This is a genomic window from Wolbachia endosymbiont of Muscidifurax uniraptor, assembly GCF_054149795.1.
Genome location: NZ_CP083727.1, coordinates 1,145,301 through 1,167,812 on the forward strand (window position 1 = coordinate 1,145,301; position 22,512 = coordinate 1,167,812).

At 33.7% G+C, this 22,512-nt stretch carries 23 protein-coding genes, 4 tRNA genes, 2 other RNA genes and 2 pseudogenes; 17 read left to right on the forward strand and 14 right to left on the reverse strand.

The genetic code is table 11. The features are described from left to right. Positions 1–41 precede the first annotated feature (41 nt). From LA754_RS05920 to LA754_RS05930, 3 genes are all read right to left on the reverse strand, one after another. A tRNA-Ile gene (locus tag LA754_RS05920) sits at positions 42–118 on the reverse strand. A 42-nt stretch (positions 119–160) separates the two neighbouring features. Beyond that, positions 161–484 carry a thioredoxin gene (gene trxA, locus LA754_RS05925; RefSeq protein ID WP_006279168.1) on the reverse strand — a complete coding sequence of 108 codons (324 nt, stop codon included), beginning with the start codon at positions 482–484 and terminating at the stop codon, positions 161–163. Between the two features lie 116 nt (positions 485–600). Next, positions 601–1,221, reverse strand: coding sequence for a ribonuclease D (locus LA754_RS05930; RefSeq protein ID WP_077190483.1), 621 nt, complete (start codon positions 1,219–1,221; stop codon positions 601–603). Positions 1,222–1,401: 180 nt separating this feature from the next. Between LA754_RS05930 and LA754_RS05935 the strand changes: the two genes are divergently transcribed. The 5 genes and pseudogenes from LA754_RS05935 (at position 1,402) to LA754_RS05955 (ending at position 4,438) form a co-directional block, all read left to right on the forward strand. Next, positions 1,402–1,474 (forward strand) — tRNA-Gly (locus LA754_RS05935). Between the two features lie 501 nt (positions 1,475–1,975). Further along, a protein-coding gene (locus LA754_RS05940; RefSeq protein ID WP_410530061.1) for an IS630 family transposase occupies positions 1,976–2,987 on the forward strand; the annotation gives its coding sequence in 2 pieces (ribosomal slippage) (positions 1,976–2,455 and positions 2,457–2,987; 1,011 coding nt in all). A 109-nt stretch (positions 2,988–3,096) separates the two neighbouring features. Next, complete coding sequence (locus tag LA754_RS05945; protein ID WP_236514364.1) at positions 3,097–3,255, forward strand: hypothetical protein; 159 nt, start codon at positions 3,097–3,099, stop codon at positions 3,253–3,255. Then, a pseudogene (locus LA754_RS05950) lies at positions 3,240–4,188 on the forward strand (IS5 family transposase). The gene LA754_RS05945 and the pseudogene LA754_RS05950 overlap by 16 nt, the downstream one beginning before the upstream one ends. A 97-nt stretch (positions 4,189–4,285) precedes the next feature. Further along, the gene (locus LA754_RS05955; RefSeq protein ID WP_182319668.1) at positions 4,286–4,438 is read left to right on the forward strand and encodes a hypothetical protein; all 153 of its coding nucleotides are present in this window, start codon (positions 4,286–4,288) and stop codon (positions 4,436–4,438) included. A gap of 84 nt (positions 4,439–4,522) precedes the next feature. Here LA754_RS05955 and LA754_RS05960 read toward each other — a convergent pair whose 3' ends face one another. The 3 genes from LA754_RS05960 to ffs all read right to left on the reverse strand — a co-directional run bounded on the left by LA754_RS05960 (position 4,523) and on the right by ffs (position 6,575). Then, positions 4,523–4,837: a YbaB/EbfC family nucleoid-associated protein gene (locus LA754_RS05960; RefSeq protein ID WP_077190539.1), complete on the reverse strand. Its 315-nt coding sequence runs from the start codon at positions 4,835–4,837 to the stop codon at positions 4,523–4,525. A gap of 21 nt (positions 4,838–4,858) precedes the next feature. Further along, the gene (dnaX, locus tag LA754_RS05965) at positions 4,859–6,460 is read right to left on the reverse strand and encodes a DNA polymerase III subunit gamma/tau (RefSeq protein WP_077188314.1); all 1,602 of its coding nucleotides are present in this window, start codon (positions 6,458–6,460) and stop codon (positions 4,859–4,861) included. 15 nt (positions 6,461–6,475) lie between these two features. Next, positions 6,476–6,575, reverse strand: an RNA gene (gene ffs, locus LA754_RS05970) — signal recognition particle sRNA small type. Between the two features lie 246 nt (positions 6,576–6,821). On the opposite strand from ffs, the pseudogene LA754_RS05975 reads away from it, so the two are divergent. After that, a pseudogene (locus tag LA754_RS05975) lies at positions 6,822–6,938 on the forward strand (WPE palindromic element domain-containing protein); the annotation flags it as partial. 92 nt (positions 6,939–7,030) lie between these two features. Continuing rightward, positions 7,031–7,684, forward strand: a complete 654-nt coding sequence (locus LA754_RS05980) for a glutathione S-transferase family protein (protein WP_065094500.1) — start codon at positions 7,031–7,033, stop codon at positions 7,682–7,684. Between the two features lies 1 nt (position 7,685). Here LA754_RS05980 and LA754_RS05985 read toward each other — a convergent pair whose 3' ends face one another. Next, on the reverse strand, positions 7,686–8,333 hold the full coding sequence (locus tag LA754_RS05985; protein WP_077188316.1) for an O-methyltransferase: 648 nt from the start codon (positions 8,331–8,333) through the stop codon (positions 7,686–7,688). A 250-nt stretch (positions 8,334–8,583) separates the two neighbouring features. Between LA754_RS05985 and LA754_RS05990 the strand changes: the two genes are divergently transcribed. Further along, a complete protein-coding gene (locus LA754_RS05990; RefSeq protein WP_006279425.1) occupies positions 8,584–8,862 on the forward strand; it encodes a DUF2671 domain-containing protein in 279 nt (92 codons plus the stop codon). A 29-nt stretch (positions 8,863–8,891) separates the two neighbouring features. On the opposite strand, the gene LA754_RS05995 is transcribed toward LA754_RS05990, so the two are convergent. The 3 genes from LA754_RS05995 to ssrS form a co-directional block, all read right to left on the reverse strand. After that, on the reverse strand, positions 8,892–9,596 hold the full coding sequence (locus LA754_RS05995) for a DsbA family protein (protein ID WP_077188317.1): 705 nt from the start codon (positions 9,594–9,596) through the stop codon (positions 8,892–8,894). Positions 9,597–9,650: 54 nt separating this feature from the next. Further along, the gene (locus LA754_RS06000) at positions 9,651–10,112 is read right to left on the reverse strand and encodes a type II toxin-antitoxin system RatA family toxin (RefSeq protein WP_077188318.1); all 462 of its coding nucleotides are present in this window, start codon (positions 10,110–10,112) and stop codon (positions 9,651–9,653) included. Positions 10,113–10,131: 19 nt separating this feature from the next. Next, positions 10,132–10,293, reverse strand: a non-coding RNA gene (gene ssrS / locus LA754_RS06005) — 6S RNA. 102 nt (positions 10,294–10,395) lie between these two features. Between ssrS and LA754_RS06010 the strand changes: the two genes are divergently transcribed. Beyond that, the gene (locus tag LA754_RS06010) at positions 10,396–10,986 is read left to right on the forward strand and encodes an MlaC/ttg2D family ABC transporter substrate-binding protein (RefSeq protein ID WP_186809128.1); all 591 of its coding nucleotides are present in this window, start codon (positions 10,396–10,398) and stop codon (positions 10,984–10,986) included. A 5-nt stretch (positions 10,987–10,991) separates the two neighbouring features. After that, complete coding sequence (locus tag LA754_RS06015) at positions 10,992–11,129, forward strand: hypothetical protein (RefSeq protein WP_457923632.1); 138 nt, start codon at positions 10,992–10,994, stop codon at positions 11,127–11,129. 2 nt (positions 11,130–11,131) lie between these two features. Here LA754_RS06015 and tnpA read toward each other — a convergent pair whose 3' ends face one another. Next, the gene (tnpA, locus tag LA754_RS06020; RefSeq protein ID WP_006279552.1) at positions 11,132–11,569 is read right to left on the reverse strand and encodes an IS200/IS605 family transposase; all 438 of its coding nucleotides are present in this window, start codon (positions 11,567–11,569) and stop codon (positions 11,132–11,134) included. A gap of 80 nt (positions 11,570–11,649) precedes the next feature. Between tnpA and LA754_RS06025 the strand changes: the two genes are divergently transcribed. After that, a complete protein-coding gene (locus tag LA754_RS06025; RefSeq protein WP_457923633.1) occupies positions 11,650–12,864 on the forward strand; it encodes a bifunctional folylpolyglutamate synthase/dihydrofolate synthase in 1,215 nt (404 codons plus the stop codon). On the opposite strand, the gene LA754_RS06030 is transcribed toward LA754_RS06025, so the two are convergent. Then, a complete protein-coding gene (locus LA754_RS06030; RefSeq protein ID WP_077188321.1) occupies positions 12,832–13,794 on the reverse strand; it encodes a J domain-containing protein in 963 nt (320 codons plus the stop codon). The genes LA754_RS06025 and LA754_RS06030 overlap by 33 nt on opposite strands. A 185-nt stretch (positions 13,795–13,979) precedes the next feature. On the opposite strand from LA754_RS06030, the gene LA754_RS06035 reads away from it, so the two are divergent. After that, positions 13,980–14,991 (forward strand): IS630 family transposase gene (locus tag LA754_RS06035; protein WP_410530061.1). Its coding sequence is split into 2 segments (ribosomal slippage): positions 13,980–14,459 and positions 14,461–14,991, totalling 1,011 coding nucleotides; the frame shifts between segments, so codons are not numbered across the junction. Positions 14,992–15,132: 141 nt separating this feature from the next. Then, the gene (locus tag LA754_RS06040; protein ID WP_077188322.1) at positions 15,133–16,659 is read left to right on the forward strand and encodes an acyl-CoA carboxylase subunit beta; all 1,527 of its coding nucleotides are present in this window, start codon (positions 15,133–15,135) and stop codon (positions 16,657–16,659) included. Between the two features lie 53 nt (positions 16,660–16,712). Here the strand turns inward: LA754_RS06040 and LA754_RS06045 are convergent. Further along, a tRNA-Thr gene (locus tag LA754_RS06045) sits at positions 16,713–16,785 on the reverse strand. Positions 16,786–17,032: 247 nt separating this feature from the next. On the opposite strand from LA754_RS06045, the gene mutM reads away from it, so the two are divergent. Together mutM and pdxH are read left to right on the forward strand one after the other, a co-directional pair. Then, positions 17,033–17,848: a bifunctional DNA-formamidopyrimidine glycosylase/DNA-(apurinic or apyrimidinic site) lyase gene (mutM, locus tag LA754_RS06050; RefSeq protein WP_010963068.1), complete on the forward strand. Its 816-nt coding sequence runs from the start codon at positions 17,033–17,035 to the stop codon at positions 17,846–17,848. A 16-nt stretch (positions 17,849–17,864) separates the two neighbouring features. Then, positions 17,865–18,458, forward strand: coding sequence for a pyridoxamine 5'-phosphate oxidase (gene pdxH / locus LA754_RS06055; RefSeq protein ID WP_022626142.1), 594 nt, complete (start codon positions 17,865–17,867; stop codon positions 18,456–18,458). Between the two features lie 3 nt (positions 18,459–18,461). Here the strand turns inward: pdxH and LA754_RS06060 are convergent. Beyond that, a tRNA-Met gene (locus tag LA754_RS06060) sits at positions 18,462–18,538 on the reverse strand. 62 nt (positions 18,539–18,600) lie between these two features. On the opposite strand from LA754_RS06060, the gene LA754_RS06065 reads away from it, so the two are divergent. After that, a complete protein-coding gene (locus LA754_RS06065) occupies positions 18,601–20,760 on the forward strand; it encodes a ComEC/Rec2 family competence protein (RefSeq protein WP_077188324.1) in 2,160 nt (719 codons plus the stop codon). A 145-nt stretch (positions 20,761–20,905) separates the two neighbouring features. Further along, entirely contained in the window at positions 20,906–22,507 is a 1,602-nt protein-coding gene (locus LA754_RS06070; protein WP_236718534.1) for a hypothetical protein, read from the forward strand. The last annotated feature ends 5 nt before the right edge of the window (positions 22,508–22,512 follow it).

Here is a 22,512-nt window from a genome sequence, read left to right on the forward strand (position 1 = left end):
ATAGTTTTCTCATTGTTACGATCATGCTAAGATCAATACAATGGTGGGATTGGTAGGACTCGAACCTACGGCCAATTCGTTATGAGCGAACTGCTCTAACCGACTGAGCTACAATCCCTTTTATCAATATTTATAATACACACAAAAGCAAATTTGTCTATTAGCTTATTTCACTATCAACCCAACTTGACAAATCATTTGTTGCACCAATTTTGCGTGCAATTTCCTTACCATCTTGAAATATGATTAAAGTGGGTATAGATTGCACTCCATACTTACTTGGCACTTCAGTCCCTTCATCTATGTCGAATTTGCAGATCTTAATCTTGCCTTTTCTGTCTTTAGCCAATTGTTCGATACGTGGCATTAGACTTTTACATGGCCCACACCATTCTGCCCAAAAGTCTATCAGAACAAACCCTTTATAGTCAGTGACTTCAGATTTGAAATTTTGATCATTTACCGATGTAATATCATCACTCATAAAATACCTAAATTTTTGTAAAATATAGCGTATCTATTAGCAGTTAATCAACTAAATTCTTACCGCAGAGCTTGAAAAATTGCCCTAAAGTGTTTTGCACAAACAAAAAACTTCTATTACATCTGGTGGTTAAAGATATCCACGTTTTCCCAACCCATTAAGTCTAACTCAATGCGAGTAGGAAGAAATTCAAAGCACTTTTGGGCCAATTCTTTTCTATTTTCACGTTCCAGCATTAAGTCTAGCTTTTCCTTTATCCTGTGGAGATACAAAACATCAGATGCAGCATAACTTTTTTGTTTGTCTGTTAAATTTTCATCTCCCCAATCAGAAGATTGCTGCTGCTTATTTAGTTTGGTATCAAGCAGCTCTAAGCACAACTCTTTTAAGCTATGATTATCTGTGTAAGTACGAACTAAACGTGAAGCTATCTTTGTGCAATAGCACGGAAGTGCCCAAGTTTCCAAGTAATAACGTATTATGCTTACATCAAATCGCGCGAAGTGAAATATTTTAGTTATATTTTTATCCTCTAATATTTTTCTCAAATTTGGCGCTGTATAATCGTTCTTGAGTTGAACTAAGTGAGCGTTGCCATCATTAAAAGAGAGCTGCACAAGGCATAATCTATCTCTGCTATGAAGTAGCCCCATTGCCTCGGTATCAACAGCTATAGACCTTATATCATCTGGTATTGAACTAGCTGGCAAGTCGTCTTTATATAAAAATATTCCCATAAAATTAATACATTTTTTGGCACAATTGAAAACCTATGATAATCAAAAATGAGTCTTAAGTATACGAAAAGATCATAGAAGGAACCACGCAAATTTATGGGCTCTCACATTTTTCGTGTACACGGGGTTTACAAATCGCTGTATATGCCTATAATTAAGTAAATTTAGGTTAATTTAATTGCGGGAGTAGCTCAGTTGGTAGAGCGCAACCTTGCCAAGGTTGAGGTCGAGGGTTCGAACCCCTTCTCCCGCTCTTTGCTTTCAGAATCATTTCGTCAAAAATCCCTTGACAAACTCCGCCAGCCCCCTTATCATGAAACTGAAGCTATTTATTTATCTTCTCTGTACAGATTAAATGACAAAAAAACTCACGTATCTGGCGTCCCATGTTTAATTTTTTGCACTATGTGCACCTTATGTCTTTATAAAATTTCTAGGTTTTTACCTAATATAAGCTGAAATGCGCTTATAAAGCATTTAAAACATCAAAAAACGCCGATTTAAAAAATGGATAGTGAATAACTAGCTACCCTAGGGTTTCTTTTGCCTTTTTTTCTGTTTAGTAAATTTCTTAATGTTTATAATTTAGATTAGTTGCGGCTTAAAAGCAACTAAATCGCGGTTATTAAGCGTTTAGAATAAAAAAACGCCATACTTGAAAGTATAATGTAATACCAATTCCCATTACAGGGCAAACAGATGGACAATGATGGAAGAAAAGCCATACTGAAGTAAGTAAAATAGCGAGGTTTAAATGGCATTAAGATCAAAATTATTGGATGAAAAAGTAGTAGAATCAGCAAAAGAAATGCTGAAGAAAGTAAGGAATAATGCATATGTTTCAAAAAAACTAAATGCTGTAATTGCAGCAAAAAAGTACAGTATAACGGCTGTAGCAAAAATATATTGCATTTCAAGAAGCGCACTAACTTCGTGGGTAAAACTCTTGAAAATTGGCAGAGAAGAAAAACTGTTTGCTCCTTCACAACGTCGTAGAAAAACTAAATTAAATCAGGCTCAACTACAGCAAATTGAAGAGTGGATAGAAGAAAATCCTAATATCACCATTAAAGAAATGAGAATAAGAATCCAGGAAAAGTTCGGATTAAATATCAGCAAATCTACAGTACACCGCCATATGCAAAAGATGAAATTCTCATATATTACACCAAGACCAGTTCATAATGGACAAGATAAAAGCAAACAAGAGGAATTCAAAAAAAAATCTCAATTGAGCTATTAGCAAGTATCCAGAAAAAGAGCTATTTTTCTTTGATGAATCACGGTTTGGCACACATTCAAAAGTTGGACATGGGTGGTTTAAAAAGGGGATTAGAACACAGGTTAAAACAAAATTAGGTAGGCAAAATTTCTATCTCTATAGTGCAGTTAATCCTAGAAATGGAGAGAGTTCTAGCTTATTTGCACCAAATGTCAACACTGATTGCATGAACATATTTCTTGAGCAAATTTCGCAATATCTAGAAACACGAGAGGCTTTTCTCGTTATGGACTGTGCTAGTTGGCATAGGTCAAAAAATTTAAAGGTACCTAAAAATATCGACATTATATACCTACCTCCATACTCACCTGAGCTAAATCCTGTTGAGAGGCTTTGGTTATATATAAAACAGAACATTTTGCGCAATAAAATATACGATACAATTGCTCTACTTGAGGGTGCTTTGTGCAAATTTATTACTTCTCTTGCCAGCTCCACAATTAAACAACTCTGCAATGTTTCCTATTTGACTGGACAACAATGAGAATTGGTATAATTAGCCAACCACGGGGCTTCTTTTGCCTTTTTTTTCGTTTGGTAAATTCCTTAATATTTATAGCTAAGAGAGCCCAAGAGAGGTGTCATTCCAGCGCATGACGCTGGAATCCAAAAAAAAGGATGATGTCATCCCAGTGCGTGACACTGGGATGGCTTTGTTGCATCGCTCAAGTGAAAAGAACTGGCAGTTACTGACAAAATTCATTATAAATAGCCATTTAACTGTTGAAGAAAAAATATGCCACAAAAAATGAGAGTCAGTAACTGCCATGAATATAACAAATTTCTCCAAGAAAGAGGAAGCATTTTTTGTTATATCAATGACGCCATAGAAAATTGGTACGAGAATTGTCCAAAAATGCAGGGCGGCAACTATATTTATAGTGATAAAGTTGTGATTTTGGTGCATATAATCGTCAGTTTCTTTAGAATTGGTTTAAGACAAACAGTCGGGTTTATAAAAGGGTATTTGCAACAAATAGGAAGAGATTTGGCAGTTATCAGCTATTCACAAGCATCAAGAAGGTTTAAGAAACTTAATGTTAAGATAAATGATTGCAGAAAATAATATGGAAGATATCGAAATTGCTATAGACAGTACAGGAATTAGTATATACAACAACACTCCTGGTCACAGCAAGGAAAATAGCACTGACAGAAAATATCGTGGCTATGAGCAAACGAGAAAATTGCACGTAATGTTGAATATAAACAACAAAAAAGCCATAGCTGTAAAATACAGTAACGGTGTCTACTCTGATCACTATGGAGCTTGTGATTTGCTAAAAGAAGTTGATTTTCAGCATGCCATAAAAGCACTATATGCAGATAGAGCATGTGATAGGCACAAGTTTTATAAGTTGTGTAACAAATATGATATAAAGACAAAAATTCCACCAATAAACAATGCGGCAGAACATCCAGAAATAGATTATATGTCTGACAGGAATGCTGCTATTAGGTTAATAAAATTATACGGTGAAGATGGCATGAAAGAATGGAAAAAAGAAGTAAATTATGGGAAAAGATCTTATATTGAAGGGTTTTTCTCAAGATTAAAGCAAATATTCGGATTTAGTTTTAGGAATAAATCTGAGATAAATCGAGAAAAAGAACTGCTAATCAAATGCTATTTGCTTAATAAATTCACTGATATTGGTATGGCTAAATTTGAGATAGTTACATGAATTTACCATAAATCACCATCTCATAAAGTGTGATGCAACAAAGCCCACTGGGATCCAGGAATTTTATTAAGTTGGTAAGCATAAAAGTAGCCGTTTTATGTTAAAGCACAACGTTCTTGATGAGATTACGGCAAGGCTGGATTCCAGTGTCAAGCACTGGAATGACATCGTTTACTATGTGATATCGTGCCATATTGCAATGTTTGTACAGTTGTGGAATGAATCACGGTATGACGTAGGGCTATGCTAGTATAGGTACATTATATGAAGAAGTACTAGCGTTGGGAATATTAGAAAAAAAATACTTACACTAAAAGAAACTTCAGTAGTAAATTCAAAAAGGAAGTTTAAACCCAGATGGTAAACCCATCATACCTGCAAGATCAGAAGTTGCATTCGCCATATCTTCTTCTGCTTTTTTAACGGCATCATTAAACGCTGCTGTTACTAAATCCTCTACTATATCTTTTTCCTCATTTCTCATAAGTTCTAAGTCTATGTTCACCTTTTTAGCTTTATAGCTACCTATTTTTATGACTTCCGCTAATACAGAAACTTTGCCACCACCAGAAATACCTTGAAACTCTTTTCCAACATATTTTTCTTGAGCTTCTGCAAGCTTTTTTTGCATCTCTTGCGCTTGTTTCATTATTTGACTAAAATCCACAACTTACTCCTTATTTTCTATATTAACTACTTTTGCACCTTTAAACGTGTCAAGGATATCCTTAACTGCAGGTGCATAATTTAAATTACTCACTTCCCTGTTTATATAACCTGTATCAACTGCAATAACCCACTCTTGCTGAGTCACCTGGCTTAAGTAATTTTTTAAATCATTGCAAAAATTACTATCCAACTTAGATACAGCTTTTAATTTTAAATATCCAGGTTTACAATCTATTAATTGTAGATTATTACACAGTTGTTTGTAAAGATAAATTTGGTTACTCCGCCTTAATAGTTGCAAAATCTTATCAAAATCGTAATTTTGTTGTTTATTTTCCACATGGATCCCAGTGTCAGCTACTCGGATGACAGAGTGGGGTTGTTGTTTACTTTCCACATATTTTTTTGGATCCGAGTAGTCAGCTACTTGGATGACAGAGGGGGAAGGTGCAACAGGTCTGCCCTGTCTATTTCCTTGCTCTACATTCTGTGAAAGAATTTTTTTGATCACCTGTTCTGGAGAAGGTAGATCAGAGAGATAGCAAAGACTAATTAGCATCATTTCAGCAGCAACATCGTTGCATGTTGAAGTTTTTATATCTTGAATACCTTTAAGCAACACCTTCCACAATCTCGAAAAAAATATTAAAGATCTCTTTATACTTAAATCTTTTATCCTATTCTTTTCATGCTCTGTAACTGCACTATCAATCTCTTTCGTAATTAAAAAACGGCATATTAACTGAATTGTTTGCAATAGACCTTCAAAAATACTAAGTGGGTTTGCTGTTTTTATCGCCTTGTCAAACACTGATAGAGCTTTTTGTAAATCACCATCTAATATTGCTCCTAATAGATCGAATATAATATCTTTATCCACTAGGCCAAGTATGTCTGTCACATTTTTAGTGGATATTGCACCATCTTTGCTATATAGCACTGCTTGATTCATCAAAAACAAGGCGTTACGCATTGAATTTCCAGAATGTCGTGCAATTAATTCTAATGCTCCCTTTTCAATGGAATAACTCTCTTTTTGTGCAACATCATTTAAACGTTCCACTATTTTAGCTACAGGAATGTTGTGTAAATCAAATCTTTGACAACGTGCAATAATAGTTATTGGTATTTTTTTTATTTCCGTAGTTGCTAAAATGAACTTTACACTAGATGGTGGCTCTTCTAGGGTTTTAAGTAATGCGTTAAATGCACTGCTGGATAACATATGTACTTCATCTATAATGTAGACTTTGAATTTAGAGCTTATAGGTGAATAGCAAATATCTCCCAGGATTACTTTAATATCGTCAATGCTAGTGTGACTTGCCGCATCGATTTCAATTACATCTGGATGGCTTGAATTTTTTATTGCTAGACAATTTTCACATGATCCGCAAGGTTCAAAAATTGGCCCCAGGGAACAATTCAAACATAAAGCTATTATCCTTGCAGTGGTGGTTTTACCAACTCCACTACTACCAGAGAGCAGTATAGATTGTGGGATTTTGTTTAAAATAAAAGCATTTTCTAATACACGCACTAATATATCTTGACCTACTAGATCTTTGAAGCTACTAGGACGATGTTTTAATGCTATATTCATAGCCTCGGATAAAACAAATAATGAAATAGGTATGCAACCCAAAAAGGTTCTGATATGGCTGCTTCATTTCTGATCTGACCAAATTACAGAGTTTTTGCCTGCATACCTTATAAAATATTATACTTTTTTTTTTATTTAGCAAGGTATATCCTATATTAGTCTTATAATTTATATGTTAGACCTCTTGCAACATTACTTTAAAATAAACGAGAAGTTAGCTGTCATGCAAGTCACTACAAGATTGTCACTCCAATGTTTATTTATGTCATTTCAGCGCTTATTTATGTCATCCCAGTGCCTAGGCATACAGCTGTATGAATGTTGTGATATAAGAGCAATTTTTACCGAAAAGGATGTCATCCCAGTGCTTGACTACTTGGATCCAGAAAACTTAACTGTAAATGAGCGCACTAGGCAATTGTATAACAAGAACTGGATTCCAGTGTCAAGCACTGGAATAACACCACCTGCTACGCAAACTTCTGTCGACTACAAAGAAAGTTCGTACAGTTGTAGGTCAAGCCATAGAGTAACAAAAAAAGGATATTGGTATACCAAAAGAGGAACATTATGATTTTATATCATTTTCCTCTTTGTCCATTTTCACGAAAAGTTAGAGCTTTTCTAAAAGAAAAAAAATTAGGCTGTGATCTAGTGTATGAAAATCCGTGGGAAAAGCGGAATGAATTTATGGAGATCAATCCAACCGGGCAAGTACCAGTGTTAATAGATAATAACTTTGTAATAGCGGATAGTAATGCCATTTGTGAATATATAGAAGAGACTTACAATAGCGACGTCAAATTACTTGGTTCATCCACTATTATTAAGTCTAAAATACGCGCTCTAATCAATTGGTTCGATAACAAATTTTACAATGAAGTTACTAAGTATATTATGAATGAAAAAGTAATTACTAACCGCAGCCCTGACTCTAGATTTCTTCATGCAGCTCAGCATAACCTGCCTTGCCATATGGAATACATCGAACACTTAATTAACAAGAACGTTTGGCTTGCAACTGATAAGTTCACTTTAGCTGATATTACTTTAGCATCGCATATTTCCGTAATGGATTATGTAAGTAGTTTTCCATGGGAAAAAAGTAAAATTTTAAAAGAATGGTACTCCATTGTTAAATCAAAGCCTTGTTTTCGTGAGATATTATTAGAGAGGATTTCTGGTTTAATCCCTCCTAAACATTATGCTGACCTTGATTTTTAACTTATGTTAGCTTTAAAGCTACAGTCATTCCTTCATCAGTTGGAATCAATATAGAGAAATATTTTTTTTCATCTGATAATCTATTATTAAACTCCCTCATGGCATGCCATGATTTTTCTGATACTTCTTTTGGAGGCGATTCTAAAAATACTGTGTTAAACAGTAGAGTGTTATCTGCAACGATTAGCCCATCTTGTTTAATGTATGACTCTGCCCAATCTAAATACTCAGGATAACTACTTTTGTCAGCATCAATAAATATCATGTCAAATGGTGCTTTTGCTGATAATTCATTAATTTTTTCCAGTGCATCGCCTTCTATTAGAGTAATTTTATCACTTAGATTAAAAGCACTAAAATTTTTTTTTGCTATTCTTGAGTGTTGAGGATTATTTTCTATTGTATATATATGACCGTCTTTTAGTAGAGCTTTTGCCATGCAAATCGACGAGTAACCGTATAACGTGCCAATCTCAACAATACTTTTGATTTTTTGGATTTTTATAAATAAACTTAATAGCTTTCCTTCTTCAGGGCCAATTTGAATATGTTGCTTTTTTTCAAGAATACAATATTCTTCTATTTTTTTATATTCTTTTGCAAATAGATTTCTTATGTATGACAATTTTATACTAAAATTATTACGCATATATTATAAATTAGGGAGACTTAATTCATACACAATTTATAAATATAATAATATAGTTTAAAATAATAAAAACATTTATTTTAAGTTATTATTTCATAGTATAAAATTTTAAGTGACAAAAATTATTATATATCGTACTATAGTTAACTAGTATAATAAACAGTCGATTATTATGCTAGAATTAAAGGGATTGTTTATGCGCATTTCTCTTTTTAAAATATAATTTTTATAATCAATTAGAGGGGGTTATATGTCTTATACTATTGCTGGTGAAGTTGAAACGTTAAACAAAAAATCTAACAAGAATGAAGGGGTTATGTTACTACATAATCCAGCTTATCGTGAAAAGTATAAAGAACGTTTTGATGAAGCTCAGAGAAAAGTTATGGATATGGTTCAGTTTTATGATGGGACAATAGTATTAATAGAGAATAAAATCGCTATGTATTACTACACTTGGCACAGTAAAAAAAGAGAGTTTGAGCGTAAAAAACAACAAACAGTAGTGAAAAACAATGACTCAGCATAGAGTCTTTTATATGGTAAGCTACAGTGGTATTACTTCACTATAGCTTTTCCATATAATTTATCTATCACATTAGTGAAATATTTCAGCTCTTTATACCCTCCATGTTTAACTTTATTATGCTCTATATATGATTTATCATCGTTAAGCTTGATGAAAAATATTGGAGTGGCTGTGATACCAAGTTTATTAATTGCCAGTGATTTATCATTTACGATTTTATCCATTATTTTCTTATCATTAATGCATTGGTTAAATGCATCTTGCTTTAAGTTGCTTAGTGCAGCAATTCTTTGTAGTAAAGTCAAATCACTTAAATTGTAGTAATTCCACGAATCTATTGAGTTAAAAACAGCTTTGTTAAAATTAAAGTAGTCTTCTTGTTTTTCGTAGCAATGACTTAGCATTGCAGCCTTTAGCCCTCTGTAATCCAAAGGAAAATGACGAAATATATATAACATCTTACCTGTGTCTATATATTTCTCTTTAATTTTAGGAAAAACATTCCTATGAAAAAGAGAGCAGTGATAGCAAGTTAATGAAGCATATTCTATCATTAGAATTGGTGCTTTTGGATCTCCTAATAATTTATCATCAGGTAATGGCGATAATAGCTCATTTGATGTTATTTCATTGGGTTTTTTTTGAATGTATTGGCTATCGTATAAATCTTGCTTAACAACTGCATAAGAATTAACACTTATGAAAATTAATAAAAACAATAGTCTAAAAATCATTACAATCTAAACACTTAACTTACTAAAAAAAATTATACATTTATATTAATAATGTCAAGATAACTTTTGTTTAGCAAGGCTTTCAGCCCTATCTTTAAATGCAGCAATTATTTTACTTTGTGTATATTTATATACTGAGTTTAATAGGGTTGAAAATGAGTTGGACTTAAACTTAAACTCTATATAAAACTTTACCATAGTTTTATTTTCATCTATGGGAATGAATTGCCATTTATTGCATAGATGTTTAAATATTCCATTTGATGATACAGCTTTTATCCAACCTTCATTTGTTCTACTTGGAGAAAGAAAGGTTACCTCTGATGTATATCTTCCTTTAATTCCATGAAAAGCTGCTAGAAGGTCCACAACCATTTGATTGTCAATTTTTTCTTTTATATAAACGGCTTTGCACCAAGGAACAAAATCAGGATACCTTTCAACATCAATTACAATTTGGAATACTTCATTAGGCGAACATAGGAAGGTACCTTGTTCTCTGTATTGATGAAGCATAAATTTAGTACCAATCAAAAAAGGATCCGTATCTACCGTCAGCCTTAGTAGATTCCTGAGACCTGAAGTTAAGGTGGGCATCGCATATTAGTTTCAACGAAACCAGCAGAGGCAATTCCCTTCTCTAGAAATTATCGCTCGGGAAATTTAACTTAACTCATAACGCATAGCACAGACCCCTACTTGAATTATAGATGATTTACACAGGGCATGTCTATAGGTATATTAAAAGTCAGCGATTATTATTTAATCTTTATCAAACTTTGCATTTTAAGTATATCTTATGAATATTACTAAAGTTTTAATCATTATTGTTTTTATTGTAATTTCTTCAAGAGCTTACACTAGTTGTACAGATCACAAAATTTTTGTGCATACTATGAAGCAACAAGTAGACAGCATATCTACAAAAGGAAATAGAAAAAACCTAGAGCATGTACACGAAAAGCTTCAGGAGGTCATTCAGAATAATGTTAACCTCAAAGAAATATCTCGATTTGTCATGGGAAAATATGGGGTTTTGACTACCCAGAAGGAAAGGGAAGATTTCTTAAGAGAGTATGAAGTGTATCTTACACGTTTGTGCGTTAAAATTTTATCTAAATACATGAGTAATAGTGAAATGATCATAATGAGTACAAAAGCAGTTGACGATGAAACTTGCTTAATTGGCACAAGGTTCTCTTACGGTGATGAAGAATTTACAAATATTGATTTTAAAGTTACTAAAAATCACAGTTCTTTCTTGATAAGTGATGTTGTAATGAGTGGAATAAGTATTGCTATTAATCAACGTTCTCAATTTAGTGAGAAGATTGACACGCATGGCATAGCAAGTGTGATAGGTGAATTAAAATGTAACAATAATCTATGATATATATGCCTCATTGGCCTAAGCCACTTGGTAGCAGGCCGAATGATTTTTCTCTTGATCGCATAAAAAGCTTTCTTACTCAACCACTATCGGCTGAGAGCCGAAAGGTTGGATATAGCGCTGGAAGCGCGATGAGAAGCTAAAGCTACTCCAATCTTATACTAGATATAGAATGAGGCTGATGTGCATCTGTATGTTTATTGATGTACTCATTAATGACTTCATCTGTGATATGTCCGCTGGTAGCACTAAAGTATCCTCTTCCCCAAAAACGCTTTCCCCAGTACATTTTATTTAGCTCTGGAAATTCTTGTTGAACTTTGCGTGAAGACCTGCCTTTGGCTCTTTGAACAAAATCACTCACAGCTATATGAGGAGGTATTACTACGAATAAATGTAAATGATCTGATGATATTACTCCGTTTTCTATCTTAATCCCCATTTCTTCAGATACTTCTGCTATGATTGTTCGTATTCTCTCCTTCATAGCCTTAGTTAATACTCTGTACCGATATTTTGTAATCCAGACTATATGGTACCTATGATAAAATACAGTGTGTTTTCCTTTGTCATATTCCGTCATAACTATACTTTATAAAGTACAGTTATGACATTGACAAACTAAAGTTTCTCCACCTAGAAGGTGGAGGCTTGTACCATCTTATGGAAAGTAAACTAGATAATCCCGAGAAAAAAGTGCCTCCCGTAATTCATATAGCTGGAACTAACGGGAAAGGCTCAACACTAGCATTTATAAGATATATAATGCAAGCAGCAGGGTATAAGGTACACGCATACACTTCTCCACATTTGGTGAATTTTAATGAAAGAATAGTTATTGCAGGCAGTTATATCGACGATAATGAATTATATAGCTTGTTAGAAGAATGCCGTGCCGTAATTGCAGAACAACCTATCACTCTGTTTGAAGCTGCAACTATTGCAGCTTTTTTAGCTTTTTCTCGTCATAAAGCCGATATAACTTTAATTGAAGTGGGTATGGGTGGGAGACTTGATACAACAAATGTTATAGATAGTCCGATTTTAACAATAATTACTTCCATTGCACTTGATCATACGGAATATCTTGGCCCTACTGTAGAGACCATAGCAGGTGAAAAGGCTGGAATAATGAAACCTAATGTTCCTTGCGTAATAGTACCACAAGAAAAATCTATAATGAATACACTAGAATTCCATGCAATAAATAAGAAATCTCCTCTGTATAGAGGAGGTTTTGAATGGAATTGCAAAAAAAAGAACAACAAAATGGTTTTCCAATCAGCTATTCAATCAATAGAATTTCCTTTGCCGTCTTTAAAGGGTGATCACCAAATAATCAATGCAGGCAATGCTATTGCAGCATGTAGCATTTTGAGTGGAAAATATGGATTTGATATTGGAGAAGAGGATATCACTTCAGGTTTACAGTGCACTTATTGGCCTGCACGACTGGAGCGTATAAAAGAGGGCAATTTAATTTCTTTACTACCAAAAGATTGGCAATTATTTTTAGATGGTGCGCACAATAATGATGGTGCTAGAGTACTATTTCAGTGGGTAAGAGATAACTTTGCTGAAGGTGTCTGTATAATTTTTGGTGTTACTCGTAACAGAAATGTAGAAGAGTTCTTAGAACACTTAAAACCATATATCAAGTTATTATGTGCGGTTTGTGTTAAATCTGAGCCTAAAGCAACAAATACAAACTTGATTAGGGAAAAAGCCAATAACATAGGAATAAAAGCAATGGAGTGTGAGTCAATTGGCGATGCAATATCAAATCACATATTAAAAGCCTCTATCCAAAACGTCAAAACCATACTGATCTGTGGCTCATTGTTCCTAGCTAGAGACTTCGCTATGGAGAATAGCTAACTTTGATGATATTAACTGACCGATGGGGAAATAACTTTGATTGCTCATAGTACTGCTTGGCTTTTCGTTATCGACTTCTATAAACTGATCATCACCTTTAAATTGCTCCTCAATTGAATTTATAGCTGTCTTTTTGAGAATATAATTACTTGCAGCATTTAAAATAGGTGAAGTAACAATTAAAAGCGTGAATGGTAATGAAAGTAATAAGCCGGATAACATCATAGAGTTAGTTATACCAAAGCCGTTGGCAACTAAATCTAATCCCACACCGAAAAACATTAAAGATGTACAGATTGTGTTGCTCAAAATAACTGAATTTTTTAGCCACTTTAATTTAGTCCTATCACTCTTTGAAAAATTTTCGCATTCTTGGTCAAAGTTAAACAATAATAAAATATTAGTCTGATGATTAAACTCTTTCCCATTTCTAGTATAAATGCTCTTAACAGCTAGACTCAAAATAGATCCTGCTAACAAGGGAGCAAGAAAACCTACTGCTATTGGTACATTAGAAGAAATACCATTAATTATTAAAAATGCAATTGATGTGAAGGATACTAAAAGAACTCCTAAGAGATTTGAATAAGAAGAATATTTTACATAAGCAGTTACATTATTGTTAATTGACTGCTGCTTATTATAGAGTTTATTTCTGCACTTATCATCTAAGTATTTTTGCAATTCTTCATAACTGCGACTCCACAACTTACCGCGTAATTCTTTTATTAAATTATTTCTTTTATTGAGACCTTTCTCCAATGGCTCTATTATAAATTCTTCAAAAAATGGCTTATTTAATGCAATAACCTTAAATTTCTCCTCCGCTTCTTTATTGTTTGGGTTTTTATCTGAGTGATATTTTAACGATAATTTACGGTATTGTTGACTAAGCTTTTTCTTAATATTCTTAATGTCAGAATTTACCACATCCTCCTTTTGAATATTAAATGTTAAAAACAACTGCTTTAAAGCGTGGTACTCATTTTCATTCAAAACATTTCTAGCCACATTACACCTACAAATTAACTAATACCAATTCCCATTACAGGGCAAACAGATGGACAATGATGGAAGAAAAGCCATACTGAAGTAAGTAAAATAGCGAGGTTTAAATGGCATTAAGATCAAAATTATTGGATGAAAAAGTAGTAGAATCAGCAAAAGAAATGCTGAAGAAAGTAAGGAATAATGCATATGTTTCAAAAAAACTAAATGCTGTAATTGCAGCAAAAAAGTACAGTATAACGGCTGTAGCAAAAATATATTGCATTTCAAGAAGCGCACTAACTTCGTGGGTAAAACTCTTGAAAATTGGCAGAGAAGAAAAACTGTTTGCTCCTTCACAACGTCGTAGAAAAACTAAATTAAATCAGGCTCAACTACAGCAAATTGAAGAGTGGATAGAAGAAAATCCTAATATCACCATTAAAGAAATGAGAATAAGAATCCAGGAAAAGTTCGGATTAAATATCAGCAAATCTACAGTACACCGCCATATGCAAAAGATGAAATTCTCATATATTACACCAAGACCAGTTCATAATGGACAAGATAAAAGCAAACAAGAGGAATTCAAAAAAAAATCTCAATTGAGCTATTAGCAAGTATCCAGAAAAAGAGCTATTTTTCTTTGATGAATCACGGTTTGGCACACATTCAAAAGTTGGACATGGGTGGTTTAAAAAGGGGATTAGAACACAGGTTAAAACAAAATTAGGTAGGCAAAATTTCTATCTCTATAGTGCAGTTAATCCTAGAAATGGAGAGAGTTCTAGCTTATTTGCACCAAATGTCAACACTGATTGCATGAACATATTTCTTGAGCAAATTTCGCAATATCTAGAAACACGAGAGGCTTTTCTCGTTATGGACTGTGCTAGTTGGCATAGGTCAAAAAATTTAAAGGTACCTAAAAATATCGACATTATATACCTACCTCCATACTCACCTGAGCTAAATCCTGTTGAGAGGCTTTGGTTATATATAAAACAGAACATTTTGCGCAATAAAATATACGATACAATTGCTCTACTTGAGGGTGCTTTGTGCAAATTTATTACTTCTCTTGCCAGCTCCACAATTAAACAACTCTGCAATGTTTCCTATTTGACTGGACAACAATGAGAATTGGTATGACCATGAATCACCAGAGCATTAACAATTATCATACATACATTGTTGCATATAGCAATAGTGTATGTGTATAGTTAGTAGGGTTTGTAAACTTAATAAAGTCTACAACTAATTTGAAAACTACTTTATTGTATGCAAGACTTTAAAATACTAGAAAATCTAAAAACCAAAGCACTAGAAGCTGAAAAAGGAGGCGGTTCTGACAGGATTACCAAACAACATGAAAAAGGGAAATTAACTGCTAGAGAAAGGCTCAGTATATTGCTCGATGAAAGTTCTTTTGCAGAATACGATAAATTCGTAAAACATCATGCAAATGATTTTGGCATGCAAAATGCTAATTTTTTAGGTGATGGGGTAGTGATTGGTCATGGTACTATTTATGGCAGAAAAGTTTTTGTTTATTCTCAGGATTTTACTGTCTTTGGTGGTTCACTTGGTGCGTCACATGCAAAAAAAATATGCAAAATTATGGATATGGCAATTAATGCCAGAGTTCCAATTATCGGACTAAATGATTCTGGTGGAGCCAGAATTCAGGAAGGAGTAAATTCTCTTGCTGGTTATGGAGAAATTTTTCAAAGAAACGTAAATGCATCGGGTGTTATACCACAAATTTCTTTAATTATGGGCCCATGTGCAGGAGGTGCAGTTTATTCCCCAGCATTAACTGACTTTACTTTCATGGTGAAAAACAGTTCATATATGTTTATAACCGGGCCAGATGTAGTAAAAAAGGTTACCTACGAAGATGTAAGTTTCGAAGACCTCGGTGGAGCAAAAATTCATACAAGCAAAACAGGAGTAGCGGATTTTGCATTCAATAATGATGTTGAAATGCTGCTAAAAATGCGTGAATTCTTTACTTTCTTACCAGCAAATAATCAAGAATCACCGAAACCTAAATCAACCTGTGATTCAGTTAATGATATTGATGAATCTTTAAATACTCTGATTCCTAGCAATCCTAATACTCCTTATGATATGTATGAACTCATTGAAAAAGTTTGTGATGAAAGGAATTTCTTTGAACTGAAACCTGATTTTGCTCGTAATATCATAACTGGTTTTGGTAGAATTGGAGGAAATACTGTCGGTATTGTTGCAAATCAACCTATGCACCTTGCAGGATGTTTGGATATTGATTCTTCAAGAAAAGCTGCGAGGTTTGTAAGGTTTTGTGACGCATTTAACATTCCGATCATCACACTTATTGATGTTCCAGGATTTTTGCCGGGTACAAATCAAGAATACAATAATATAATACAACACGGAGCGAAACTGCTTTACGCTTACGCTGAAGCGACCGTGCCGAAAATTAGCCTTATCACTAGAAAAGCGTATGGTGGTGCATACATTGTTATGAATTCGAAACATCTAAAAGGTGATATAAATTATGCCTGGCCAACTGCTGAAATAGCTGTGATGGGCCCTGAAAGTGCAGTTGAGATTATATTTCGACACGAAAAAGATCAGCAAACGTTAATTAAAGAATATAAAGAAAAATTTGCTAACCCATTTTTTGCTGCATCATATGGATACATTGATGACATTATAGTGCCAAGTAAAACAAGGTATCACTTTTGTAAAGCATTAGAGCTACTCAAAAACAAGAAGGTAGAAAGGATATGGAAAAAGCATGACAACTTACCTCTGTAACTTTCTTCTAAGCCTTGCTTACAAGTTATGCAATATTATAAGTATAATCAGTGTGCCGTTACCAAGACTCGAACTTGGGACCTCGTCATTACCAATGACGTACTCTACCACCTGAGCTACAACGGCAAGTTTATATATTATGATAATGAATAACACAAAAAAGAATAAGGAAAAAGAAGAGGAGAAAAAAAGATTAGCGAAAGCTTTAAAGCAAAATATTTTGAAAAGAAAAAAGCAGCAACAGAGTAGACAGAGAACCCTTTCAAAACTCGTTTGTGGTGAGGAATTTTTAGGAGAAAGCACCGCAGAATACTCGAATGTATTTGAGAACGACAAAATTACCATCAGAAACTTAAGTTTTGAAGGAGGTATCATGCCAGAACTACCGGAAGTGGAAGTAATCTCTAATTTTTTGCTTGATAAAATTAAAAACAAGCAAATCAGTAATGTTATAGTGAATAATTGGAATTTACGTGCCCCAATAACAAAAAATATTGATGATATGCTAAAGGGCAAAGTCATACGCAACATCAAGCGTAGAGGTAAGTATACCATCTGGAATACAGATGGTAGTGTGGCTGTAATCATACATCTTGGCATGAGCGGAAAGCTTATATATGCTGACCACGATCAAATGCGGAATAAGCATGATCACGTGGTATTTTTATTTTCTGACAATACTTCAATAATTTTTAATGACCCAAGAAGATTTGGATTAGTTATCGTTTTAAATAAAGAACAAGAAACGGATTTTTTTAGCGATTTTGGAATAGAGCCCCTCACGGATGAATTCAGTGGAGACTATTTACAGGAGTTGCTGAAAAACAAAAAAGTGAATATCAAATCAGCGTTAATGGACAATAAATCAATAGTTGGCGTAGGCAACATATATGCTTCTGAGAGCTTGTTTAGAGCCCGTATATCACCACTCAGGTCAGCAAAAAACTTGACCTATAGAGAGTGCGAAAAACTTGCTGCTGAAATAAAAAATACTCTGAGTGATGCAATTGCTGCAGGTGGTTCAACACTGAAAGATTATGCACAGCCATCTGGATCTGCTGGATACTTTCAAAATAACTTTTACGTATATGGTAAAGTTCAAAAACCTTGCAAGATTTGCAATAATATCATAACACTTATACGACAAAATGGCCGTAGCACTTATTTTTGCAACGCGTGCCAGAATTAAGATTTTATTTTTTGATATGATATTTTCACTTGAAAAAGATCCATTTGATTTGTTTTCAAAGTGGTACAAAGCAGTACTTAATTCTCCGTGTGAACAACCAACTGCAATGACGCTAGCAACTTGTAGCAAAGACTGTATTCCATCTGCAAGAGTGGTATTACTAAAGGAATATAGCAAAGAAGGTTTTGTGTTTTTCACTAACGTAAACAGTAAAAAAGGGAAAGAATTGACTGAGAACCCCAAAGCTGCGTTAGTGTTTCATTGGATAGAATTTGCTAGGCAAGTGCGAATTGAAGGAGAGGTTAAACTTCTAAACGATGAAAGAACTGACAAATACTTCTCTTCTCGAGCGCTGGGTAGTCAAATTAGCGCATGGTGCTCAAAACAATCGAGCATTCTGAAAGATTGGCAAGATTTTGAGCAAGCTATAAAATTGAAGGAAAAAGAATTTCACAATACACAAGTTTCTCGTCCTGATTTTTGGGTGGGATTTTGCGTAATCCCAAAAGTAATTGAATTTTGGCAAGAAGGTGAATATAGGAAGCATATTAGATTTAGATACACTCTTGTTGAGGGAAGCGATTGGAAAGTGGAACAACTATATCCTTAAAAATGGTTGCGGGAGTAGGATTTGAACCTACGACCTTCAGGTTATGAGCCTGACGAGCTACCGAGCTGCTCCATCCCGCGTCGTTGCTTATTTAGTTATTATATATACAAATAATGAAAAAAGAAAAATAAAATTTCACCACATGCAAATATCGACACACTTATTAACTTTTCTTGACATAATAGTTAGTTATATACGTAACAATCTGCGCAATGAACAATATAACTTGATACTGTGGTTTCCTGTTTTTCAGTGTGTAGGAATTCTAACCTATTTTTCCCTAAGTTTTGAACCAAGCTGCATATCTATTTTTCTTTTGCTTTTACCCACACTAATTTTGATTGCAATATTGTGTAAAAGGTACGCGATATTGTGTATCGCTTTAATTGCAGTGCTCATAGGATTTACAGCTAGTAAATTAAGAACAGCTTTAGTTGATACTCAAATTCTTGATAAAGAGAGATATGTAAAAGATATCGTTGCCACAGTGAAGGATATTAACGACAGGGGCTCATATAAACAATTTCTGCTTTCTGTTGAAAAATCCCCTACTATCTCAAAATCCTCTCCTGTCATCCCAGCGCCCCCTTTTGTCATCCCAGTACTTGACCTTACCCAGAAAAAAAAGATATGGATTCCAGCGTCACGCGCTGGAATGACACCGGATAGAGCTCTAGATAACATCAGAATATCAGTTAGAACCAAAGTGGAAAAAGGCATTAAAATAGGCGATCAAGTAAAATTATCAGCAAAACTCTTCCCTCCAAAAATTGCGCCTTCGGAGTATGCATACGATTTTGCAAGAATAGCATATTACCAGAAAATAAGTGCAACAGGTTTTGCAACAAGCAAAATAACCCTGCACAAAAAGGCTGAAGCAAGGAAATTTCTAGAGTATATAGAATCTTTCCGTCAATACATTTATGAAAACCTGCAGCAAAATATCAAAAAACCACATGTAGACATAATTTCTGCATTACTGATCGGTAAAAAAGACGGCATAGATCAAAAAACTATGGACGCGATACGAGATTCAGGTATAGCACATTTGTTTGCCATATCTGGTTTGCATTTATCATTCGTTGCTGGTCTGTTTTTTGTAGTGTTTCGTAATTTATTCGCAATATCTGAAACTTTGACTCTTAAGTATAACACCAAGAAAATATCTGCATTTCTTACCATTTTGCCAACCACGTTTTATTTGTTGATTACTGGTATGCAAATTTCTGCTCAGCGTGCCTACATCATGGTGATTTTAGTACTCGTTGCAATAATGATAGAGAGAAAATATCGAGGGTTAATAGCAATTGCGTTTGCTGCTGCAGTGATACTTATCATAGAACCAGAAGTAATTTTAAAGCCTGGCTTTCAGATGTCATTTTCTGCTGTTTTGGCACTGGTTGCCAGTTATCAAATTAATGCTAATAAATTGTTCAAAATAAAAATAATGAAATATTTTGTGTCGATAATGATTAGCTCAGTAATAGCAAGTTTAGCAACTGTTCCGTACACGATATACAATTTTAATTATTTTTCAATTAGTGGCATTATCACAAATTTAGTTGCTATACCAATAGTTACATTAATTATTATTCCACTTGGAATAATCTATGTTTTGTTGATTCCTTTCGGTATTGAATGGATTATAGCGCCACTTATAGAACGCCCAATTGACAGCATTTTGTATATAACAAACGCTATCGCTAGTCTTCAGTATTTGGTTATTCCCATTCGCACTTTTCCTGCATCATCAATTATTATAATAACACTTGGTTTATTGTGGCTGTGCTTGTGGGAAAGAAATTGGCGTTTCTTCGGAATTTTCTTTATTGTGCTGGGTATTTGCTTTAGCACCGCATATAAAACCCCCGACATACTAATAAATGCTGATAATGTTGCTGTAAAAGAAAGTGATAACTTACTATATTCTCTCACCAGGAAAAATAGGAACTTTGTTGTCAAAACATGGGCGAAGCAAAATGGGCAGAACCAAATTTTGAATCATAAAAAATACAATAACTCAGATAAAAGGCTAAAGTGTAACGATTATGGCTGTATATATAATAAAGGAAATAATAAATCAGTGTTGCTAGCTTATAAGGAAGAAGATATTCTAGAAAATTGTGATAAAGTTGATTTAATAATTCAATTAAGTGAATTCGACTATTCAGTTTGTAATACTAAAACTATCAAATATGCCAATCTAAAAACATATGGCACACATTCAATTTGGTTAACAAATCGTTACATAAAGATTAATAAAGTGCGCTCTAATAGGCCTTGGCACATGTTGAAAAATTAAGAAACTTGATTTTAAGGTTTGGTTAATGTATACCTAAATAAGTTTAAACTAGAAAAATGTTATGGTTACAGACACTAAAGATCCTTTCAAAGACTATTTTGATTTTTTAGGATTTAGAAAACTTTCTGACTAGCCCAGTAGAATTTTGAGCTCTATAAGAAAGTATTCTGGTACTATATCGATAGCAAGTACCATTGCTACTCTTATAGCATTTACTACCTTTTCTATTCAGCCTGTTATAGTAAGTATTGCTGGATTTGCGTTCACGCCAGCACCTCTTGCCTTTATTCCTCTTGCAGTTTTCTTATTTACTGCTGTTATAAACTTTATAAATACACAAAAAATAAAAGAGAATGAGATAGATAAAAAAGTAGGAAACTATCAAGTTGATGAACAGTACAGCCAGATTGTTCAAGAAGCCGAAAAAATTGAAATTGTAACAAATTTAGATCGTAAGAGGAAAAAGCTTTCAATAGTTTTACCAATTTCTAAGACGCAGAGAAAAATACTAGAAGATATAGAAGCAGAAAATAGAAATAGGATTCTCTTGTTTACAGGATCATATGTATTTGGTGCTATTATAGTAGTTTCAGCAATATCACAATCCATTAATGCTCCAATAATATTAATAGCTTTATTAGTCGCTATTCTTTTATGCATCATATCAACACTTAGCAATCTAATAAGTAATAGCGTGGATCATGAAAATCATACTATTAGAAAACACAGTTCTTTAGGTCTTCTATTTCCATACTGGTCTGGAAAGGGCATGGTTGTATCAGTAGTAGAAAATAAGCTTGGTAAAAGGGAAAATGAACTAATATCTCTAATGAAAAAACTACTTAGTCCGCTTTGCAACTCATTTGACAGTAACCTTAAAAAAGCTTGCGATTTACTTGATAATAGTCTTTTAAAGCCTGCAAATATTAACATTAAAGAAACGCTTGATCACCTAAAAAAAATCAGAGAAGACATCAAAAAAGATTTAGATTGGCTACATGCAGAAATTTCAGAAGTTTTAAACAACACTAAAGAATTGACAAAAAAAGCACATTCACTAGATATTGAAGGTACTTTTTCTAGGTTAGAGAATGCTATTAAAATTGCTGAAGATAAGATTGAACGATTTGAACCAAGCCGCTTTGTAGGCTGGCTTCAATCAACTACGCAGTCTAATAATAACGAGTTCCTTAGCATGCTAAAAAAGTTAAAAGAGGATACAGAAAAGGAAAAAACGGAATTGAAGATGCAATTAAACGTAGTAAGGAATGAATTAGAAGAAATAAAAAAGAAGCAAGCTCAACCAAGTACGCCTGATTTAGAAGCTAACAATGGAAATAATACTAATAAATTATTAGTGTTAGAAAATAAAGTCAAAGAACTACGTGACACAGTTAGAAAGTTAGAGCTGGAAGCAGAACAAAATAAGCTGCAGCAAAAGAAGGAAAAGTTAGAGCAAAAAAAATCTGAACAAGAAAAAACAGATGAATGGAAAGAAAAAATCAATGGCAACCCAAGTGACTTTCTATATTATTTATTAGAATCTATTAAGCTGGAAGAAAAAGATAATAAAGAAAAAAAGGTTGAGGCAACATTACGGGATTTTGATAACAAAATAATAATTCACTGGAAAGATGGCTCTCAAACAATTTGCCATATTAAAAAACAAGGTGATCTTCCTAGTACAAAAGTTGATTTTGTAGATCAAAATATTCAAGCAGCATTTGCAGTAGCTCGCGCGGGGTAGTTGTT

Bases quoted from the DNA above. Each gene is read 5' to 3' on its own strand.
- mutM (WP_010963068.1), top strand. From the start codon at position 17,033: ATGCCAGAACTACCGGAAGTGGAAGTAATCTCTAATTTTTTGCTTGAT.
- pdxH (WP_022626142.1), top strand. From the start codon at position 17,865: ATGATATTTTCACTTGAAAAAGATCCATTTGATTTGTTTTCAAAGTGG.
- tnpA (WP_006279552.1), bottom strand. From the start codon at position 11,569: ATGACGGAATATGACAAAGGAAAACACACTGTATTTTATCATAGGTAC.
- LA754_RS05930 (WP_077190483.1), bottom strand. From the start codon at position 1,221: ATGGGAATATTTTTATATAAAGACGACTTGCCAGCTAGTTCAATACCA.
- trxA (WP_006279168.1), bottom strand. From the start codon at position 484: ATGAGTGATGATATTACATCGGTAAATGATCAAAATTTCAAATCTGAA.
- LA754_RS05955 (WP_182319668.1), top strand. From the start codon at position 4,286: ATGTTAAAGCACAACGTTCTTGATGAGATTACGGCAAGGCTGGATTCC.
- LA754_RS05960 (WP_077190539.1), bottom strand. From the start codon at position 4,837: ATGAAACAAGCGCAAGAGATGCAAAAAAAGCTTGCAGAAGCTCAAGAA.
- LA754_RS05945 (WP_236514364.1), top strand. From the start codon at position 3,097: ATGACGCTGGAATCCAAAAAAAAGGATGATGTCATCCCAGTGCGTGAC.
- LA754_RS06010 (WP_186809128.1), top strand. From the start codon at position 10,396: ATGAATATTACTAAAGTTTTAATCATTATTGTTTTTATTGTAATTTCT.
- LA754_RS06040 (WP_077188322.1), top strand. From the start codon at position 15,133: ATGCAAGACTTTAAAATACTAGAAAATCTAAAAACCAAAGCACTAGAA.
- dnaX (WP_077188314.1), bottom strand. From the start codon at position 6,460: ATGAATATAGCATTAAAACATCGTCCTAGTAGCTTCAAAGATCTAGTA.
- LA754_RS06025 (WP_457923633.1), top strand. From the start codon at position 11,650: ATGGAAAGTAAACTAGATAATCCCGAGAAAAAAGTGCCTCCCGTAATT.
- LA754_RS06000 (WP_077188318.1), bottom strand. From the start codon at position 10,112: ATGCTTCATCAATACAGAGAACAAGGTACCTTCCTATGTTCGCCTAAT.
- LA754_RS06065 (WP_077188324.1), top strand. From the start codon at position 18,601: ATGCAAATATCGACACACTTATTAACTTTTCTTGACATAATAGTTAGT.
- LA754_RS05990 (WP_006279425.1), top strand. From the start codon at position 8,584: ATGTCTTATACTATTGCTGGTGAAGTTGAAACGTTAAACAAAAAATCT.
- LA754_RS06015 (WP_457923632.1), top strand. From the start codon at position 10,992: ATGCCTCATTGGCCTAAGCCACTTGGTAGCAGGCCGAATGATTTTTCT.
- LA754_RS05985 (WP_077188316.1), bottom strand. From the start codon at position 8,333: ATGCGTAATAATTTTAGTATAAAATTGTCATACATAAGAAATCTATTT.
- LA754_RS05995 (WP_077188317.1), bottom strand. From the start codon at position 9,596: ATGATTTTTAGACTATTGTTTTTATTAATTTTCATAAGTGTTAATTCT.
- LA754_RS05980 (WP_065094500.1), top strand. From the start codon at position 7,031: ATGATTTTATATCATTTTCCTCTTTGTCCATTTTCACGAAAAGTTAGA.